Raw genomic sequence first — 18425 nt, 5'->3', positions numbered from 1 at the left:
TTCGCGGATCGCAAGGCTCCGAGCCCCACCGCCGAGCACAGACCTTTGCACCCCGGTATTTAAACAAGCGTCCTGATTTTAACCCCAATCGGAGCCGATAGCCGATAGCCGATAGCCGATAGCCGATCGCGGTGTCGTATGGGAGACGACATGTTCCCGGCGCTCGGGCATGATCCAGCGACACGCGCTTTTTTCGATAAAGATGCGCCATATCAAAACATCAAGCGATAATCTGCGCGGAGCGGCCGGTCTGACCGGTCGCTTCTCGTTATGCTCATGCTGTAGGGGCAAGCTCCTGCTTGGGCGCGCCTGCCGGGAAGGATCCGGTAGGGTGAATGTTTGTACGAATTAGGCATTCGACACGGAGATTAGGATGTTGAGATTCCTGAGCATGGCGGTCGTGCTGTTGACCGTGAGTCCTGTCGGTCTGTCTCAGGGCCGGGGCGATCCCGCTCCTGGGCCCGTATCCATGCCGCCGGAGCAACAAAAGACTCAAGCGGGCGATGTTCACGAGTACTGGACGCCCGAGCGCATGCAGAATGCCCAGCCAAGGCCCCTGCCGGGGGCTGTTGTATCCGAAGAGCAGCTTAGCCGACCTGCCCAAGAGGCGGACATTCCTGCGGGGTCGCCGATTCTCGTGCCGGGTTGGTCTCCGGGGAGCGGTGAGCCTCCTCCCTTGCAGGGCGACGGCGAACTGCTGAACATGGATCTCGAGACTCAAGATATCCTGCTGCAGACCTACGGGGCGGCTCCGACGAACCCGAAAGACGGACCTTACGGGCCTTTTCAACGCTGGACCATGCAGGGACGTTACGACACCTGGCCGAGATCGATTCACGGAAAGTTATTTTTCTCGATCGGCAGCTCGAACTACGTTTGTTCCGCAAGCGTCATCGGGAGCAACGTCATCGCGACAGCCGGACACTGCATCAGCACGGGCGATGGCGCTTGGGCGACAAACTTTCGATTCTGTCCGGGCTACAGCCAGAGCGGGCCAATGTCCGGAACCGGGTGCTGGGGTGTCCGAGGCGGCGCAACCAGTGAAGCATATTTTCTGTCGGCCGATGTCGACTACGATTTTGCGTGCCTCGTGACCAATCCGACCGGCGATCAGTTTAACGGCCCGATCGGCGCACGAACCGGATGGGCGGGAACAGCGTATAATTTTTCCTCGTCTCAGCCGGTCGTCCAATTCGGATATCCACAGGGCGCTCCCTTCGATGGCAAGACCATTCAACAGGTTGCTTCGACTGAGTGGTATGAAGTCGACATGGGGTCGGGAGGGCAAAAATCGAAGTATATCGGCAGCGATCTAACAGGCGGGTCGAGCGGGGGAGGGTGGTTCCTGAGTTGGCGTCACCCCTCCACCGAGTATCCCGATACCGATAATTCGATCGTGACCGATCCCGCGGGTGCCCGGAACGGTCCCTACATCAACGGGGTAAACAGTCATCGCCGGTGTCGAGCAGGTTGCAGCAGTCCCCCGACAGCAACCGTGGGCGTCTTCTGGGAGGAAATGGGTTCGCCGCAATTCCTGAACTCGCCTTCGGATACTCAAGATGCCTCGGATATCTTCAAGCTCTGCTTTGACGAACAATAAGTACGTCTCCGAACGTGAGCTCTCCGACCTGATGTCCGGTGTATGCAAGGTGCAGGGCGCTTGGCGTTCAGCTCAATGCGAGATCGAACCGTCGCCGCTCTCTTCGGGGGGCGGCGTCTCCGCTGGAGGCGCCACGCAGCCGCGAGCGAAGGCTCGGGGCTCCGCCGCGGCCCTTTTCGGTTGAACATGCGTGCCTGGATCGACGAAACGAACCCGCCGCCAGCTTAGGAAGATCGTCTCGGTTTTCGGCTCGCGCCGAGCGAGATGGTTGCTTTGGCGCGAGCGATGGGGAGACCGAAGCTTGGTCTCCATCGAGTATCGCGGGCGAAAACATTACCTTCGACTCAACAGCACCGACCCCCTGGTTTGGTTCAGTGTTTTCCGTCAAGAGGACTATGCTGCGGCCTTGCCGTTCGAGCCTCGGGTCATCCTCGATGCCGGTGCTTATACCGGATTGTCAGCCATCTACTTCGCCGAAAAATACCCCGCTGCGAAGATTATCGCCGTCGAGCCGGATCCGGAGAATTTCAGGCTCTTGATGAAGAACGTCGGATCCCACGGCCGAATTCACCCCGTCCATGCTGCGCTCTGGTTCGAAGATGCCGAGTTGACGCTCCGCCGTCGACCGGAGGGGCACTGGGCGTCGTCTGTTCACTCGGTCGAGCCCGGAACGGGTTCCGCTGTCGCCGATCGGCCGATCCCGGCTCTCCGAATCGAGACGCTCATGTCGCGATTCGCTGTCCCGGAGATCGACGTGCTCAAGGTCGATATCGAAGGGGCTGAGAAAGAGGTCTTCGAGCACTGCGCGGCTTGGATCGACCGCGTCGGAGCCATCTTCATCGAGACGCACGACCGATTCAAAGCGGGCTGCTCCGAGGCGGTTGCGACGGCCACGCCGGGCTTCCGTTGCGAGCCGACATCGCCGATGACGCTCCTGCTCATCAATCCGAGTCGAGGGAGCACCGGGCAACGCGGATAATCTGCGGCGTTGTCGCCTCGGCGAGGTTAAATTGCGGTTCCGTGGGTGGCCTCACACCTCACGCGGCTCGGTGTCGGTGTGACGGGTGAGCACCGGGTGGCTCGACAGCGGATCGGAGGCATCCAGCTCCGCATCCGAGCGATAGAGCCGAAGCTCTCGGCAGCTCTGGAGGGCGATGTCGGTGGCTCGCAGCTCCGCCCGCGAGCGATGCCATCCGCGTTTGAGCTCCTCGGGGTCGTAGATGCGATCGACCCATTTGGCCTTCGCATGCGCGGCGCTCAGAAACAGGTAATGGCGCATCGGAAAATCGGCCGGCCAGACGTGTAGTCCGGGGAAACTGACTCGATGACCTCCGGCGCTGGTCAAATCGACCTGCGCATCCCCGCGCTTCCAAAGGTTGAGGCGATGATGCATGCACGGACGCAGCGGATAATACCAACGCATCGTCTTCTGGAAATCGGGATGCTCGTGATCGGGCGCCTCGCGTGTCGGGACGAAGCAGAACTCCACGAAATTGATCGCGTTGTAACCCTCCGAATCAACCCTTTCAATAGCCTCGCGGATTGTCCCGAAGTCTGGAGGCGGAAGCCGAATTTCATCGGCATCCACATGCATCACCCAGTCGTGCTCGCAGTCCCGCGCAATCTCGACCTTACGCTGAAGGATGCGCTCCCAACTATAGATTCCGTGGCGCGCCAGCGACTCGATATGAATCAGCCCATGCCCGACATACTCTCGTGCGACATCCAGCGTGCGATCCGTCGACTCGTTGTCGATAAGGTAGACCTCGAAGCCTTGCCGAATCAGGTTCTCGAGGCAGGCGCGAATGAATCGCTCCTCGTTGAATGTTGCCAAGATGGCCAAGGCGCTCTGCTGCATGTGGTCGTTGGTCCGTGCGGGAGTGTATCCATTGCGAGACTATACCCTATGGGGGCCGTCTTCTCGGGTGGCCGGCCGCAGCCGGCATAAGGCCGCCGTGCAACCGTTTCGACGAATGAACGACTGTCGGCAGCCGCACGTCCGGGGTCGGACGGCGTTGATCGTTCAGGTTGCCTCTCCGGTCCTCATCGCCGAGCCTGCATCGTCATGACCATCGGACTCGGCAGCCGGTCGAGCCCTTCCTGCCCAAGGCGTCGCGCGCATGACAAGTACCAGATAGATCACAATCCCCGCGCCAGTGCCCAGAAGTCCGATCAGCAGTGTCGGTGTGCGATACGCTAGCTCGACACGATGAGCGCCAGCCTCCAGTACGAGCCCGGTCAACCCTCCGTGTAGCATGATCATCTGTCGACGTACACCGTCGACCCTCGCACTCCAGCCGGAGTCGAGCGGCATCGGCAGGAAGAGTATGCGCGGCTCCGGTGCCGAGACCGTACCGTAGATTCGATTGGCAGAAAACTCGCTGATCGCAAAGACGTTGTTCTCCGCGAGTCGCCGAGCTCGTGCAAGGTAGCCCTCCATGTCGGGGGTAGGCTTCGATGGCTCCGTTGGCATCGTGAGCTGCGACATGCCCTGCAGTGCGTCCGCATCGTCATCCTCTACAACCGCTGCGCGCAGCATTGCAAGCGTTTTCATGTTGACGGAGAGCCGATCGAAGTCCGAGCGCAACATGAAGCTGTCGTAGGTCGCTCCAAAAGGCACATATGCCCGGTTTTGATAGAGGGTTACGGAGTCAAATCGCTTCACCTTGGTGAATAGATCTTTAGGTACATGAATCGGCGCGCTTCCCGGCGAATCCCGTACGAGAAGATATTTGGTTCCAAGCAGTCCTTGCAGTAGGGGGCGCGAGGTGACGCCCTTTGCCCATCGGGTGCTTGCTTCAACCGCAGGATCGAGTACGGCGACCGCAGCCAGAAACCGGATATAGTTTCCGTGGTTGAAGGATGAGTAGGAAGGTGAGCTGTAGTAATCCTGAACGAGTGCGTCGTTGATGCCGAAATGCATCGCAGGCGACGAGCTATACGTCTTTTCAATGCGATAGAGCCCATCATCCCGGTGTCTCAAGTCATCAAGGGCCTCCGGCGTCTCATCGTTATACCCGGATCTTACGAGCTCTTCCGAGCTGACGACGTCACGATGATTGACGCCTACATATCCTTGATAGCCCAATTCAACGCAAACGACAGCCAGGAGTGCGGCAAGCCACAGTCCGGGTCGCGGTGATCTCGCGGCAAGCAATAAGAGGGCTGTTTGCACCACCAGTAGGATGCCAAGCACTACGCTCAGGCTGAACTCGGGTTTCGGCTCGGCGAAAGGCCAAAGCAGCAAGCTAAGCAGGCCGATCAGGGTGAGTATGAGCAGCCATGCCGACAGCAGCGACTGCCGGAAAATCGAGTCAAGTGCCCGAATGGCGAGATAGCTGACCGTAAAGGCAAAGTAAAAAGATAATCCCGTTCGATAGTAATCCCCCGAGAAGAGGCTAAGCGCATATCTGAACCAGGGGAACGCCACGGCGAATACCCAGACTCCCAGCCATATCATGTACGTTGGTCTGGGTTTGCCGCGTTGTGCAAAAACCTGGGGAAGGAGCAGCAGCGACAGCAATCCACCATAGAAGGCGGGCGCTTCCAAGTAGTTTCCCCAGCCGTTGAAGGCGGAGCCGGTTCCGAGTAGGTTGTTCGAGAAGGCACGGTAAACGGCGGTCCAGTAGTGTCGGCCCTCCTCCAGTTGGAACAATGGATAAGCGAACAACTGGCGAGCGAGGCTGGAGTCGCCCGATACCCGAGGGGCGTCGATCATCTGCGTTGCGATCGGCAGAAACCACGCGGAGCTGATCAGGACACCGAGCAGGGCGAGTCCCGCCAAGACCGCTGCCCGATGGAGTGGGCTCGGCGAAGCAGGGCGTTGCTCCACCAGGCGAACAAGGACGTACGTGGCGAAGAATAGACCGTAAAACCAATAATTTGCCCCGGCGAGCAGGGCGGTTGCCAGCGGAACCATGCCCCATTTGCCCTTGTTCAGATAGCGCTCGATCGACCACAGCGCGAGAGCTGCCAGTACAAGGGTGTAGGAGTACGCCCACCAGGTCGTTCCCAGGAGAAAAAGCCCCGAGAATGCCAACAGCAATGTCCCGATTGACCTCGCCCATGGGGAGATACCAAGACAATGCAGATAGGCGTAAAAGAATAGACCGGCAACCACAAGCTTGCTCCACTCGACCCACCCGAGGCCGTACGCGAGCCGTTCGGGGCCGAGCGAATAGAGGATCCAGTTGAAAGGGTTTTCCAGGCCAGCCGGAAAGATACCCTGCCCAAGTCCGTGGTGAAACGACCACCCCGGCAGGCCCGTGTCGTTGAGGTACCTGGCGGCCTGGATGAGCTGCGGGTAGGCGCCGTTTAGGGTGTCGCTGCCGATGTCCTTGTAAAGCAGGATCTTCTGAAAAGTCAGGAAGTCCCAAAAAATTGCGGAACTCAGTGCAATAACCAACAACGCGGTCACGGGGAATGCCCAGCGCTCCGGCAAATCCATTGCGCGCACGTCGCGAGCAGCGGCAGCGGTATCCTGGTTCAAAGGCATAGGGTAGACCGATTTTTTGTCGAGTAAGTCAGACCGGGATCTCGGCCGAAATGCAGCATCGGCAACCGCGTGATGCCGAGCTTTCCGCTCCGTTTGGCCCCTTCGATCATTCGCGAATTGTGTGTTCTGGCTGCCCTGGCGGTCAAGTCACTGGAAATCCGATACTTTCGCGCTTGTGATCGGCTCGGCTGGTCTATCGGTCCTTGAAAAAACCGACACCAACCCATTAGACTCACCCCGCCATCACGCAAGCCCTCGGCCCATTCGCATGCTCCGTTTCGTCTTACTGTTCGTCCTGATCGTGACGGTGCTGCTGATTGCCGAGCTGACGCCGCCGGTGCAAGCCGCCTTTGTCCTGCCCTTTACCGCCCTGATCGCCGACATCAGCGCATGGGTCATGCAGACCTTCGACGACCAGGTTCGCGCTCAGGGAAAAGTCATCTGGGATCAAGCCTCCGGATTCGCCGTCTCCATCGAGGCCGGTTGCAACGGGGTCGAGGCGGGGATCGTGCTGGTCGCTGCCATGCTCGCCTTTCCGGCCTCGTGGCGCGAGCGCGCGATCGGCATCGGGGTGGGGTTGTTCACTGTCCAAGCGCTCAATCTGGTCCGCATCGTCAGCCTCTTTTATTTGGGCCAGTGGAACAAGAACTTCTTCGAGTGGGCTCACCTCTACGTGTGGCAGGCCCTCATCATGCTCGACGTTCTGCTGGTCTTTTTGATCTGGCTGCGCTGGATCTCGAAGCGAGCGCATGGAGCCGGCGCGCATGCCATTGCTTAGCCCGAGTCCGCTCACCCGCTTTTCGATCGCGACGCTCCTTTGGCTGCCGGTGTGCTTCGCGGTCTGGTACTTCTTCTCGATTCTGTTCGTGTTGCCCCTCTCCTCGCTCGTGAGTCTGGTGATGACCGGCTTCTTCCCGGACGTCGTCGCATCCGTTCACCCGAGCGGGAACGAGCTGCTCGTCACCACGCTGCTGACCATGCCGAATCCGCAGGTGCCCGGCGGGCCGGATGTCGAGATCCTCTTCAAGACCAATCCACTGAAGTACGGATACAACATCCCTCTCTACACGGCCTTGGTGCTCGCCGCGCCCGCCGACGGGTACAACAAGCTCTGGGTTTGGATCATCGGCCTCCTGATCTTGCTGCTGGTCCAGACCTTCGGCGTCTCGACCGACATGCTCAAGATCCTGGTCTTCCATGTCGGGGAGGATGCACGCGAGCATCTTGCTTTCTCGCAGATCGGCTACGAGGCCACGGCCATCGCCTATCAGATCGGCTACCTGATCCTGCCGGCGGTGTCCCCCCTTCTGCTGTGGGTGTGGCAGTTCCGCCGTTTCGTCTCGACCTTGGTCGACCTGCCGTCGGCCCGGTCTCCCGCTCCGCCGTCGCGATAACAGGAATCGAGGATGACGCACAACAGAATTTCGCCGACACAGCCGAGCCGTCCGTCCGCCCCGCATGCAGTCAAGCCCGCCTCCAGACTCCAACGCGGCATCGCGGCATTTCAGGCCGGGCACCACGCCGAGGCCCGGCGCGTCATGCAGAAGGTCCTGGAACGCGATCCCGCGGCGCCGGATGCGCTGCATATCCTCGGCCTCTTGGCGGCCCAAGCCGGCCGCATGGACGAGGCGGAGTCGCTCCTGCGTCGCTGCATCGCCGCGGCCCCCGACTATGTCGATGCGCACAACAATCTGGGCAACGTCCTGATGGCGCGCGGCCATCCCGCGCAGGCTCGCGATTGCTACGCGCAGGCGGCGCGGCTCGCCCCGCGCTATCCGTCGCCGCACTACAACCTCGGCAACGCCCTGCGTGCACTCGGGAACCTCGACGAGGCCGAGGCGGCATATCGGACGGCCATCGCGTTGGCCCCCGGCTATGTCGATGCGCACGTCAACCTCGGCAACCTTCTGCGCGAGCGGGAGGACTATGCCCAAGCCGAGTCGGTCTGCCGGGACCTGCTCGCCCGTCACCCCGAGCTGCATGAGGTCAGGCTCAATCTCGGCAACATCCACCGTCTCTGTCACCGTCTCCAGGACGCGGGCGCCGAGTACGAGGCCCTGCTGAGCGCCCGTCCGGGTCATCCGCGGGGACTGCTCTCGCTGGCGTTGCTGCGGCTGGCCGAGCATCGACCGGAGCAGGCCGAGACCTTGATCGAGCAAGCTCGGGCGTCGGGCGCAGTACCTGCCCATGAGCTGCTGTCGGCCGTTTGCGCCCTAAGGTTGGCCCAAGGCGATTGGCCAGCGGCACTGGTGGCGGCTACGCAGTCCCTCGCGGCCGGCGGTGAGACCCCGGGGCATGCCTTCACGATCGCCGAGCTCCTTGCCGAGATGGGCCGGCGCGGCGAGGCGGTCGAGGTCCTCCAGGCCAGTCGGTCGCGATTCGGCGATCGGCCGCGTGCCCTCTTGGGCGCTCTGATTTCCAACCGGCGCTATCTCTGTGACTGGCGCGACTGGGAGACGCAGGTGTCGACCCTCTCGGAGCGCATTCGCTCGGGCGATGGCTCGGTCATAGGCCCCTTCAGCGCACTCGCCCAACCGGGTCTGACGCCGACCGACCTGCTCGCGGTCGCGCGCGCCCACGGGACGCGGTTTCGCGCTTGGACCGAGCGCCGCGGTGCGGTATCCGGTGCAGCCCGGCCCGCGCCCAGGGAACGGCTGCGCATCGGTTATCTCTCCTCGGATCTGCGCCGGCACGCCGTGGCGTCTCTCACGGCATCCCTCTTCGAGGACCATGATCGAGACCGCTTCGAGATCTCGGCCTATGCGATTGGGCCCGCGGACGACAGTCCGATACGCCGCCGTCTCCTGTCCGCCTTCGAGCACTTCACCGAGCTCCGCGATCTGAGCCACGAGGCCGCCGCGCAACGCATCCGCGACGACGGCATCGACATCCTGGTCGATCTCAACGGCTACACCCGTCATGCTCGGCCCGAGATCCTGGCCCAACGACCGGCGCCGATCCAGGTGAGCTGGCTCGGCTTCCCCGGCAGCATGGGTGTGCCCTTCATCGACTATTTGATCGCGGATCCGATCGTGGCCCCGCCCGAGTCGGCCGATGCGTACGACGAGGCGCTGGCCTATCTCCCCGACAGCTATCAACCCGTCGATATGCGGCGCCCGGTCGGGCCGACGCCGACGCGGGCCGAAGCGGGCCTGCCCGAGAAGGGCCTCGTCTTCTGCTGCTTCAACAACCCCTACAAGCTCGCCCCGGAGGTCTTCGACGGTTGGTGCACGCTGCTGAAGGAGCTCCCCGACGCCGTCCTTTGGCTCTATGCCCCGGATGAGCCGGTGCGACTGAACCTCCTCCGCGAGGCGGCGGAACGCGGCCTGCCGGCCGAGCGACTGGTCTTCGCGCCGAAGTGCCCCGAGCATGCGGATCACCTGGCGCGGGTCGCGCTCGCCGATCTCTTTCTGGATACCCAGCCCTACAACGCGCATACCACGGCATCCGACGCACTGAGCGTGGGTGTGCCCGTCTTGACCTATCCGGGACGGACCTTTCCCTCGCGGGTTGCGGCCAGCCTTTTGACGGCGGCCGGTCTGCCGGAGCTGATCGCCACGGATGCGCGGGACTATCTCGACCGCGCGCGCCGCCTGGCCGGCGCGCCGCACGCGCTTGCGGACATCAGACGGCGCCTGCTCGACGCCCGCGCCACCGCACCGCTCTTCGACTCCGAGCGATTCGCCCGCGCCCTGGAGGATCTTTATCGACAGATGTGGGCCCGCCGGTGCGAGGGGCTGCCGCCGGCGCAGCTCCGCGGTTCTCCGACCGGACCGACGCCATGATCAATTACTCCTTTACTTGGACGCCCGCCGACGGCGCGCCCGCGCCGAGCCCCCCGCCGGATCCCCTGGCACTCGGCATCGCCGCCCACCGTCGCGGCGAGCTCGATCAGGCCATCGTGCACTTCACCGAGGCGCTGCGGGCACGTCCGAATCGCGTATTTGCCGCTCTGTGCCTCGGGGTCGCCAATATCGACAAAGGCATGGGCCTGATCTCGATCCCCTTCCTGCGGCGGGCCATGATGCTCCGGCCGGATTCGGTGCCCGCCGGCGAGGCGCTTCTTTACGCGCTGTTGCGCTCCGGGCGCCTCGACGACGCCGAGATGCTCCTGGCCGATGTCGAGGCCCGGCACATCCCGATCGACACGGCGGCTTGGCGAGACCGCCTGACACGCTGCCGCGACGGCGCGGATCCCGCGACCTTGGGTCTCCCCGCGCCTGTCCTCCCCGACCCGAAGCATGAGCCGCCTGACCCGTCCTTGACCTTGCAGACCGAGACGCCGGTCCATGCCGCACTGCGCGTCCCCTTCGCTCGGGCCTTGGCGAATCATCGCGACGGCAAGTGGCACACCCTGATCGCCGATCTGGATGCCCTGCTCGAGGCGCACCCGGACTGGGGTGAAGGCATGCACCTGCGCGGCGTCGCGCTGATGGCCATCGGCCGGCTCGATCCGGCGGTGAGCGATCTGCGGCGGGCCGGCAGGCTGCTCCCCGGTCGCTCGGAGATCCAGGACCATCTGAGCATCGCGCTCGGCCGGCTCGACGACCTCGCGGGCGTCAGAAATGCCTTCGAGCAAGCCCTCGCGCTCGATCCCCTGCGGCCCGAGACCTGGAACAACGCGGCCGATGCCGCCATCGCCCAACAGCGCGACATCGAGGCGTATCAGTACGCCTTCCAGGCCGTGCGCCTGCGTTCGGACGAGCCGTCCTTCGTGCTCAATCTCGGGCGCGCGGCCAAGGGGATCGGCAGTCTCGCCTTCGCCCGCAAGGTGCTGCTGCGCCTGCTCGACGCGCTGCCCGATCACGCGGCGGCGCAGCGCGAGCTCGGCGAGCTCTGTCTGCTCGAAGGCAAGCACGCGGAGGCGGTCGCGCACTTCGAGCGGGTCCTCGCCGGCGCACCGGACGATCTCGGGGTCCAGGGCAGTCTCATCTTCCTGAAGAACTATCTGGGCTCGGAGACCCAAGCCGGGATCTGCGCGCGCGCCCGGCGCTTCGGCGAGCTCCTCGAGACGGATCTGCCCGGGCCGGTCACTTGGCCCGACACGCCCGATCCCGCTCGGCGTCTGCGCGTCGGCTTCGTGTCCGGCGATCTGCGCACTCACCCGGTCGGGCGTTTTTTCTGCACGGTTGCCGAGGCGCTCGCCCGTTCCGACGGGCTCGAGCTGTTCGCCTATCCCACCACCCGTCAAGCCGACGCCCTCACGCAACGCATCCGCACGGCCTTCCCTCACTGGACGCCGATCCCCGGTCTGAACGACGAGGAGGCGAGTGCGCGCATCCGCGCCGACCGCATCGATATCCTGGTCGACCTCTCGGGCCACACCGGCAAGAACCGTCTCGGGGTCTTCGCGCGCCGTCCTGCGCCCGTACAGGTCACTTGGCTCGGTTATTTCGGGACCACGGGTCTGTCGCGCATCGACTATCTCTTGGCCGGCCCGTTGGACGTGCCGCCGCAGGAGGAGTGCGAGTTCGTCGAGCGGATCTGGCGCCTGCCCAGCACCCGACTGTGTTTCTCCCGGCCGGATGCGGATGTGGAGGTCGCGCCCCTGCCGGCCTATTTGCCGACAGGCCGCTCCGGGCCGATCACCTTCGGCTGCTTCAACAACCTGCGCAAGCTCGACGATCGGGTGCTGCATCTGTGGTCACGTGTGCTCGAAGCGGTCGCGGGTTCGCGGCTCTTTCTCAAGACCGCGGCACTCGCGTCCGAGCCGGTGCGCGAGGCGATCCGCCGCCGCTTTCGCGATGCCGGTCTCGATCCGGAGCGACTCATCCTGGAAGGCGGATCCCCCTACGCGGAGTATCTCGGCGCCTATGCCCGCGTCGACATCGCACTCGATCCCTTCCCTTACACGGGCGGCACCACCAGCATCGAAGCGCTCTGGATGGGCGTGCCCGTCTTGACGCTGGCGGGCGATCGTCTCCTCTCGCGGCAGGGGGAAGGAATGCTCCGCGCCTTGGGCCTGGAGGATTGGGTTGCCTCAGACGAGACGGATTATCTGGATAAAGCGGCTCGCCATGCCGCTGCGCTCGACTCCCTAAAGGCATTGCGCGCCGGCTTGCGCGCGCGGCTCGAAGCCTCGGCCCTGATGGATGCGCCGCGGTTTGCCCGAGATCTGGAGGCGGCCCTGCGCGGGATGTGGGTCGACCGGCGCGCCGCGGCGAGCGTTGCGACTGTGGCTCCCGGTGCAGACGACGCGCCCCCGGAGCTGCCCCGGCACCGATGAGCCGCTTGCCGCCATCGCGCCGCCCGCGTCGTTGGACTCGGGCTGTACACCTGCTATCATCGAAAGGCGCAACTCGGGCGCCTTGGCGAGAGTGAATCGCGAGGTCGGGCGGCGACAGGGTAGGGGACGACGAGATTGACGTGTTTTGTCCAATTGTTGCGCAACGGAGACAATCGGTCATTTCCTGTCAGCTTTGCAATCCCTCCTATCGATCTGAATCGGCTCGCCGAACCCGCATAACTGCGGGGCGGGCAGACAATTCCGTGTCTGTGGGTTGACAACAACAACCTGTGGTGTAAACTCAGTCACGAACCGCAAGCAACGGACGTGGCGCGGTACCGCTCTTAGGCCGAGGATGCCGGGTCCAAGTCACACTTCCGCGGGTGGTCCCTCGACGACAGGCAATACAGCAGTTACGCCGTTTGACAACGTGTGAACAACAGGAGAATCTCAGCAATGTTTGCCAAGCAAAAACTCTCATCCGCGATCGCGATCGCCCTTGGTGCTTCGGTCGCCGCCCTGGCCCCGATGCAGTCCGCCAATGCCGACAGCGCCTTCTTCCCGCATGTGGTCGTCAGCCCGACGGTTACCACCATCGTCAGCGTCATCAACACCGGGGACAATAATTACTTCCCGAACGGCGACGACGAGGGTACCAACCTGCACTACCGCCTCTTCTACAAGGATGCGGCCGACAACACGAGCGCGTGCGACGAGGTCAACGTCTACCGCTCGACCAGCTACAACGACATCCAGACCATCGACCTGGGCGGCGTTTTCGGTGCCGACACCCTGGGCGTCCTCTTCAACGATCCCAGCTTCTACAACGACTGGATGGCTCCGAACCAGAGCTATGCTCTGGGCCAGAACCGCGCTCCCATGCGTGGTTACTTGCTCGTCGACAATGCCGAATCCGGCACGTTGACCGTAACCGGCGAGGCATTCGTGTTCGAGTTCGCCAATGGCGCGACTTGGGGCTACGAGGCCTATTCCGCTCCTGGTGAAGTGACTGCCGGCGCGCCTGAGTTTGACTACGGCTTTGCGGCGTCCAGAAGCCCGGCTCAAGTCGCGATCATGCCCTTCGACCAGATTACGACCGCCTTCATGGTCACGCCGGTCGACACGGACATGACTGACGGCGACGGCGTTGCTTCGATCAAGCTTGGCGATTTGTCCGGCGGAAACAGCTACGTTCTGTTCGATCGCGACGAGTCGCAGGTCTCCGGCACGGTTCCGCGGACTGTGCAATGCGTCGGTCGTATCAATGCCGAAGACCTCCTGACCGCAGGCGCCCTTGAGGAAGTGCCGGATGGCGGCTGGGGCAACCTGTGGAACTACGTCGGCTCGCCGACTGCTTCGACTTGCGGCTCCTCCTCCATCGAATCCTGCAACGAGGCTGCTGTCGTGATCAAGCTGGAATACGGGGTCGAGGTCTTCGACGACGAGCCCATGATCGGCGTCTTCAACAACGCCTTCACGATCCGTCCGTCTGACGTCGACTAAAGTTCCATGCGCCGGTCCTCACGGATCGGTGTCGGAATTTGCCCCCATTCGGGGGCGTTCAAAAGCCGCCTTCGGGCGGCTTTTGTTTTTCCGGTAACATGTCGGTCCTGTAACTTGTGTGCCGATGTCCGGTTTGAGATCCTGCCTGACTGATTCCAACCCCGAATGATTTCAATGCTGTGTAAGGAGTGCCTAATGACGATCGAGGTCCGAGCGCGCCGACGGACGTGGCCGATGTCTCTGCTGTCCACCACCCTTGCGGTCTTGGCGAGCATGGCGGCCGGCGCGGCGGTCACCGCTCCCGAGCCGATGACGACGGCGGAGATGACAACGTCGGGTGATTGGGATGCGCGCCTGGACGGCGAGGGGAAGCTCTGGTTGGCCTATTACGACACCTCCAGGTTGCTGCGGCTGCGTCAACCCGACGGACAGCATCGGCTCATCGTCCCCGAAGGACGCGGCCAGGCGCCCTCGGGATTGGCTATGGCGGCGCTGGATCAAGGCGCCGCGCTGCTGTGGCGCGACAAGGTGCCCGAGAAGGGGCTCTATGTCGCGCGCGCCGACCAGCCGCAGCGCCCCGCGGTCGAGCTGGCCGGCACCACTCAGCCGCTCGTGCGCTTCGAGTCCGCCGTGGCGGGGGGGCGTCTGCATGCGCTCTGGTATGGCGAGGCGCCCGTCGAGGGCAGCAGCGACCGCTACAACCTCTATTATCGCTCGATGGATCTCGCCGAGACGGAGACCCCAAGCGAGGCCCTGTCGCCCACCGAGCGTGTCTTGCCTGGCATCTACCCGGTGTGGGCCACCGACCCGAGCGGTGCGGTCATGGTCTTCAGTTGGCTGGCCAACGAGACGCCGCAGCGGATCGCTGCGCGGTTCCGCCCGGCCGGTGCCGATGCCTTCGGCGAGACCCTCTCGGTCGCGGAAGTACCCGGCATCACCCCGATCTTTCGGGCCTTCCGCAGCGGCAACCGCTGGTTTGCCGTCTGGCTCTCCCAGTATGGACCGACCCGGACCGAGTTCCTGCTCGAGGGCGCCTACACGGACGACGAAGGCAAGACCTGGACCGCCTTTGCATTCGATGACTTGCGCGGATTCGATATGGCCAGTCTGGACGTCATCGCGGACGATGCGGGCCATATCCTGATCGCGGCGACCGCACGGCAGCGCGTCGAGGATGTCTTGGGCAAACACGACATCAAGCTGATCCGCTCGCTTGATCGCGGCACCACCTGGAGCGCGGCCGAGTCTCTGCGTCCGGCCGCACTCGCCGGCGAGTTCCAGGCCCGCTACCCCTCCTTGGCCTTCGGCGCCAAGCCCGGCGAGGTGCTGCTGGTGTGGGAGGATTGGCGCGAGATCCGCGGGCGTGTCTATGCCGCCTTCTCGACCGACTACGGCGCGACCTGGGCACTGAATAACGTGCCTCTGCCGCACAGCCCCGAGACGAACCTGACTCTGACGTCCCGGCGCAATGGGCTCTATCGTCACGGCGACCGTTTCGAGCTGATCGCCGAGCAGGCGACGAGCGACAAGCTGGCCTTCAAGTCATTGGTGCGTCTGAGCTTTACGGCCGAGGATCTGGGCGAGCTTGCAGCGGCCGAGAAGTCGGCTCCGGCGCCCGAGGCTGCCGGGGCGGACGCAGCCACGGATCCACGCTCGGAAGCGGCCCTGCGCGAACGGATCCAAGCCTTCTGGAAGGCGATGCTCGAGAAGGATTTCGACACCACCTATGCGATGCAGGACCCATTCTTCCGGGCTCGCCATGCCGATCAGACCTACAAGTCCAACATGGGTCGGATCCTCTACGCGGATTTCAAGATCGACGAGGTCAAGGTCGACGGGGCAAGGGCCGAGGTGAAGACCCGCGTGCGGGCATCGATTCCGCCGTTTCGCGCCAAAACAGGCGAGATCATCTCCCGGCCCGAAGAAGAGATCGCGATCCCGGAGGTCTGGGTCTGGGTCGACGACGCCTGGTATCGCGAGTACTACAGCGACGGCCAAGAGGCGCGTTTCACACCCTACTGAGCCCCTGTGGGTTGGCTTCAGTCCGACTCGCACGTTTCGGCGAGCCTCGGTCCCTGTCCTTGACGGGCCGACGCTCGCCGTCGTCGGGCTGAAGCCCGGCCCACCGAGAGATCTTCGCATGCGATTGCTGATCCTCCACCAGGCGAACGTCTTCGGCGGCGCCGAGCGCACGACGCGCAATCTTCTGAGCCATCTCGACCGCGATGTCGTGACCCATATCACGCTCGCCGCGCCGCTGGCCTTGCGCGCCTTCATGCCGGATGTCTACGACGACTTCGTCGACACCGCGTCCTTGATCCGGCACGGCTGGTTCGGCACGCCCGACAGCCTGCGTCTGGACATTCGGGCCGGTGCCGAGCTGATCGATCGGGTGCGGCCGGACATCGCGCTCGGCATGATGCATTACTCCGGGGCTCTGATCGCCTTGGGTGCGCGTCGCTCCAGCCATCGCCCGCGCACGGCCGCGAGCTTTCGCGGTCCCATCTTCGAGTACATCCGCCGTTACGAGCACGGCTTTCGGCGGCTGGCGTTTCTGCGCGTGGCGATCGGTCTTGCCGCGCGCGCGGCCGATCGCGTTTTGGTGCCGTCGCAGGGTACTGCGGACGACACCTGCCGGCATTTTCTCGGGCCGCGCTCGCGCACCCTGGTGATCCCCAACGGCATCGACGGCGCGGCCGTGCGTGCCGCGGCGGCCGAGCCGGTCGTCGGTCTGGAGCATCTGCCGACGGAGCTGCCGCTGCTGTGCGTGGCCGCGCGTCTGTCGATCGAGAAGGATGTGCACCTGCTGATCGAGGCGTTTCGGCGCTTGCAGCAGACCCATCCCTGCACACTCGCGGTCGTCGGCGACGGCCCGGAACGTCTGCCGTTGGAGCAGCGGATCAAGGATTGGGGGCTGGCCGATCGGGTCGCCTTCGTGGGTCACCGCGAGAACGTCTTTCCCTATATGCGGCGCGCGGATCTGTACGTGCACACCTGTCAGTTCGAGGGATTCGGCTACACCATGCTCGAAGCCATGGCGTGCGGCACGTCGGTGCTGGCGACGGACTGTCCGTCCGGGCCCCGCGAGGTGCTCGGTGCGGGTCGATTCGGGGTCTTGGTGCCGCCCGGAGACGCCGGCGCGCTGGCCGACGGAATCGCGGGCCTGCTCGCCGATCCAGGGCGGCGTGAGTGTCTCGGTGTACTGGGACTGGAGCGCGCCGAGGAGCTCTCGCTCGCACGGATGGCCGAGGGCTATCAGAACGCCTTCCGGGATTTGCTGCAAGGTCGCCCGCCTCGGCCCGCCGGCGAGACCTGAGCTTTCGATGTCGAGCCGCCAGCCGTCCGTAGGGTGGACGAGCGAGAGCGAAGTCCACCGAACCCAGCTCCGGCGTTGGTGGACTGCGCTGCGCTTGTCCACCCTACGGCGCTTATTCTTACGCTCTGTCGATTCTGCGATCCAACCTCGCCGGATGTGGCCTGACCCATGAGCACGGCCGAGCCGGCGGTTCGAGCTCGGCCCGCGGAGGTTCTCAATGTCCAGGGCCTGCGTGCAGTCGCTGTTCTGTTGGTGATGTTCATGCACCTGCGCGATGCCGAGCGCATCTACAGGCCGGATCCCGTCCTCCCGGTCTGGGCGGACATCGGGCATGCGGGCGTGGATCTCTTCTTCGTGATCAGCGGCTTCATCATGGTCCTGATCGGACACGCCTATCCGGCGACGGCCCGCGCCGCGGGTCGCTTTCTCTATCATCGCTGGGCCCGGATCTATCCGACCTATTGGGTCTGGTTTCTGATCAGCCTCGCCATCTATCTTACCGCCCCCGCATGGCTGCGGCTGGCGCCCGGCAAGATCACGCATCTGGTCGAGTCGTTCTTCTTGATCCCGACCTGGACCGAACCGTTGGTGCTGGTGTCCTGGACGCTGAAGTACGAGATCTATTTCTATCTCGTCTTCGCCGCCGTGATTCTACTGCCGCAGCGCTGGCGAATACCGGCGCTGCTGCTCTGGGCGCTCTACATGCTGATCGGGCAGCAATTTTGTTACTCGGCGCCCGATGTGCTCTGTCACAAGGCGCTGTTTCTGACCATGCACCCGCTCGCGTTCGAGTTCCTGTTCGGCGCCGCCATTGCCTGGCTTTATCTGAGGTCGCCTCTGCGTCGGCCCTTGCCCGTGCTGCTGCTGGGCCTGTGCTTGCTGATCGGCGGCTTTCTGTGGTTTGTCCTGGGCGGGGTGTCCCTGAACGCCAACAGCTGGAATCGCGTTCTTTTGTTCGGCCTGCCCGCCGCCGTGATGCTCTACGGGGCGGTGGAGCTGGAGCGCGCCCGCGGCCCCATGACGCCGCGATGGCTGGTTGCGATCGGCAACGCCTCCTACTCCATCTATCTCTCGCACTTCCTCGTCTTGCTCGTGCTCTTCAAGGCGTTTGCCTCGCAGAGTCTGGTGCCGACCCCCCTCATGACGGGCGGCATCCTCGTCGTTGCTCTCGGGATCGGCCTCCTGGCGCACCGCTGGGTGGAGCAGCCGCTGCTGGACCTGTCGCGTGGCCGGTGGCGCCGCGCGACCCTTGCCACCCCGAAGGCCGCGGCTTAGCATGTCCGGG

General features: G+C 63.9%; 12 protein-coding genes. 10 read left to right on the top strand and 2 right to left on the bottom strand.

Annotation, left to right across the window (positions count from 1 at the left end; genetic code table 11):
• Positions 1–373 precede the first annotated feature (373 nt).
• Together BLV04_RS08645 and BLV04_RS08640 are read left to right on the top strand one after the other, a co-directional pair.
• On the top strand, positions 374–1600 hold the full coding sequence (locus BLV04_RS08645) for a trypsin-like serine peptidase (RefSeq protein WP_093030088.1): 1227 nt from the start codon (positions 374–376) through the stop codon (positions 1598–1600).
• Between the two features lie 301 nt (positions 1601–1901).
• The gene (locus BLV04_RS08640; protein WP_175534551.1) at positions 1902–2579 is read left to right on the top strand and encodes an FkbM family methyltransferase; all 678 of its coding nucleotides are present in this window, start codon (positions 1902–1904) and stop codon (positions 2577–2579) included.
• A gap of 51 nt (positions 2580–2630) precedes the next feature.
• Here BLV04_RS08640 and BLV04_RS08635 read toward each other — a convergent pair whose 3' ends face one another.
• Positions 2631–3458 (bottom strand): glycosyltransferase, encoded by an 828-nt coding sequence (locus BLV04_RS08635; protein WP_093030084.1) that lies wholly within the window; start codon positions 3456–3458, stop codon positions 2631–2633.
• Between the two features lie 165 nt (positions 3459–3623).
• Positions 3624–6095: a YfhO family protein gene (locus BLV04_RS08630; protein WP_093030082.1), complete on the bottom strand. Its 2472-nt coding sequence runs from the start codon at positions 6093–6095 to the stop codon at positions 3624–3626.
• A gap of 121 nt (positions 6096–6216) precedes the next feature.
• On the opposite strand from BLV04_RS08630, the gene xrtH reads away from it, so the two are divergent.
• From xrtH to BLV04_RS08590, 8 genes are all read left to right on the top strand, one after another.
• Positions 6217–6873, top strand: coding sequence for an exosortase H (gene xrtH / locus BLV04_RS08625; protein ID WP_093030080.1), 657 nt, complete (start codon positions 6217–6219; stop codon positions 6871–6873).
• Positions 6860–7489 carry an exosortase H-associated membrane protein gene (locus BLV04_RS08620; RefSeq protein WP_093030341.1) on the top strand — a complete coding sequence of 210 codons (630 nt, stop codon included), beginning with the start codon at positions 6860–6862 and terminating at the stop codon, positions 7487–7489. The genes xrtH and BLV04_RS08620 overlap by 14 nt, the downstream gene beginning before the upstream one ends.
• A gap of 12 nt (positions 7490–7501) precedes the next feature.
• Positions 7502–9880, top strand: coding sequence for an O-linked N-acetylglucosamine transferase, SPINDLY family protein (locus BLV04_RS08615; RefSeq protein WP_093030078.1), 2379 nt, complete (start codon positions 7502–7504; stop codon positions 9878–9880).
• Positions 9877–12321, top strand: a complete 2445-nt coding sequence (locus BLV04_RS08610; protein WP_139191888.1) for a tetratricopeptide repeat protein — start codon at positions 9877–9879, stop codon at positions 12319–12321. The genes BLV04_RS08615 and BLV04_RS08610 overlap by 4 nt, the downstream gene beginning before the upstream one ends.
• Positions 12322–12777: 456 nt before the next feature.
• Positions 12778–13824 carry a hypothetical protein gene (locus tag BLV04_RS08605; RefSeq protein WP_093030074.1) on the top strand — a complete coding sequence of 349 codons (1047 nt, stop codon included), beginning with the start codon at positions 12778–12780 and terminating at the stop codon, positions 13822–13824.
• A 234-nt stretch (positions 13825–14058) separates the two neighbouring features.
• On the top strand, positions 14059–15846 hold the full coding sequence (locus BLV04_RS08600) for a beta propeller repeat protein (protein WP_093030072.1): 1788 nt from the start codon (positions 14059–14061) through the stop codon (positions 15844–15846).
• Between the two features lie 118 nt (positions 15847–15964).
• Positions 15965–17140, top strand: coding sequence for a glycosyltransferase (locus BLV04_RS08595; protein ID WP_093030070.1), 1176 nt, complete (start codon positions 15965–15967; stop codon positions 17138–17140).
• A 168-nt stretch (positions 17141–17308) separates the two neighbouring features.
• Entirely contained in the window at positions 17309–18415 is a 1107-nt protein-coding gene (locus BLV04_RS08590) for an acyltransferase family protein (RefSeq protein WP_093030068.1), read from the top strand.
• Positions 18416–18425: the final 10 nt, after the last annotated feature.

The organism is Thiocapsa roseopersicina (assembly GCF_900106925.1).
Taxonomy (GTDB): domain Bacteria; phylum Pseudomonadota; class Gammaproteobacteria; order Chromatiales; family Chromatiaceae; genus Thiocapsa; species Thiocapsa roseopersicina.
This window is presented reverse-complemented; position numbering and strand designations above follow the sequence as displayed.

Excerpts from the sequence above, each read along its gene's own strand:
- BLV04_RS08645 (WP_093030088.1), top strand. The coding sequence starts at position 374 with ATGTTGAGATTCCTGAGCATGGCGGTCGTGCTGTTGACCGTGAGTCCT.
- BLV04_RS08635 (WP_093030084.1), bottom strand. The coding sequence starts at position 3,458 with ATGCAGCAGAGCGCCTTGGCCATCTTGGCAACATTCAACGAGGAGCGA.
- BLV04_RS08630 (WP_093030082.1), bottom strand. The coding sequence starts at position 6,095 with ATGCCTTTGAACCAGGATACCGCTGCCGCTGCTCGCGACGTGCGCGCA.
- BLV04_RS08620 (WP_093030341.1), top strand. The coding sequence starts at position 6,860 with ATGCCATTGCTTAGCCCGAGTCCGCTCACCCGCTTTTCGATCGCGACG.
- BLV04_RS08615 (WP_093030078.1), top strand. The coding sequence starts at position 7,502 with ATGACGCACAACAGAATTTCGCCGACACAGCCGAGCCGTCCGTCCGCC.
- BLV04_RS08610 (WP_139191888.1), top strand. The coding sequence starts at position 9,877 with ATGATCAATTACTCCTTTACTTGGACGCCCGCCGACGGCGCGCCCGCG.
- BLV04_RS08605 (WP_093030074.1), top strand. The coding sequence starts at position 12,778 with ATGTTTGCCAAGCAAAAACTCTCATCCGCGATCGCGATCGCCCTTGGT.
- BLV04_RS08600 (WP_093030072.1), top strand. The coding sequence starts at position 14,059 with ATGTCTCTGCTGTCCACCACCCTTGCGGTCTTGGCGAGCATGGCGGCC.
- BLV04_RS08595 (WP_093030070.1), top strand. The coding sequence starts at position 15,965 with ATGCGATTGCTGATCCTCCACCAGGCGAACGTCTTCGGCGGCGCCGAG.
- BLV04_RS08590 (WP_093030068.1), top strand. The coding sequence starts at position 17,309 with ATGAGCACGGCCGAGCCGGCGGTTCGAGCTCGGCCCGCGGAGGTTCTC.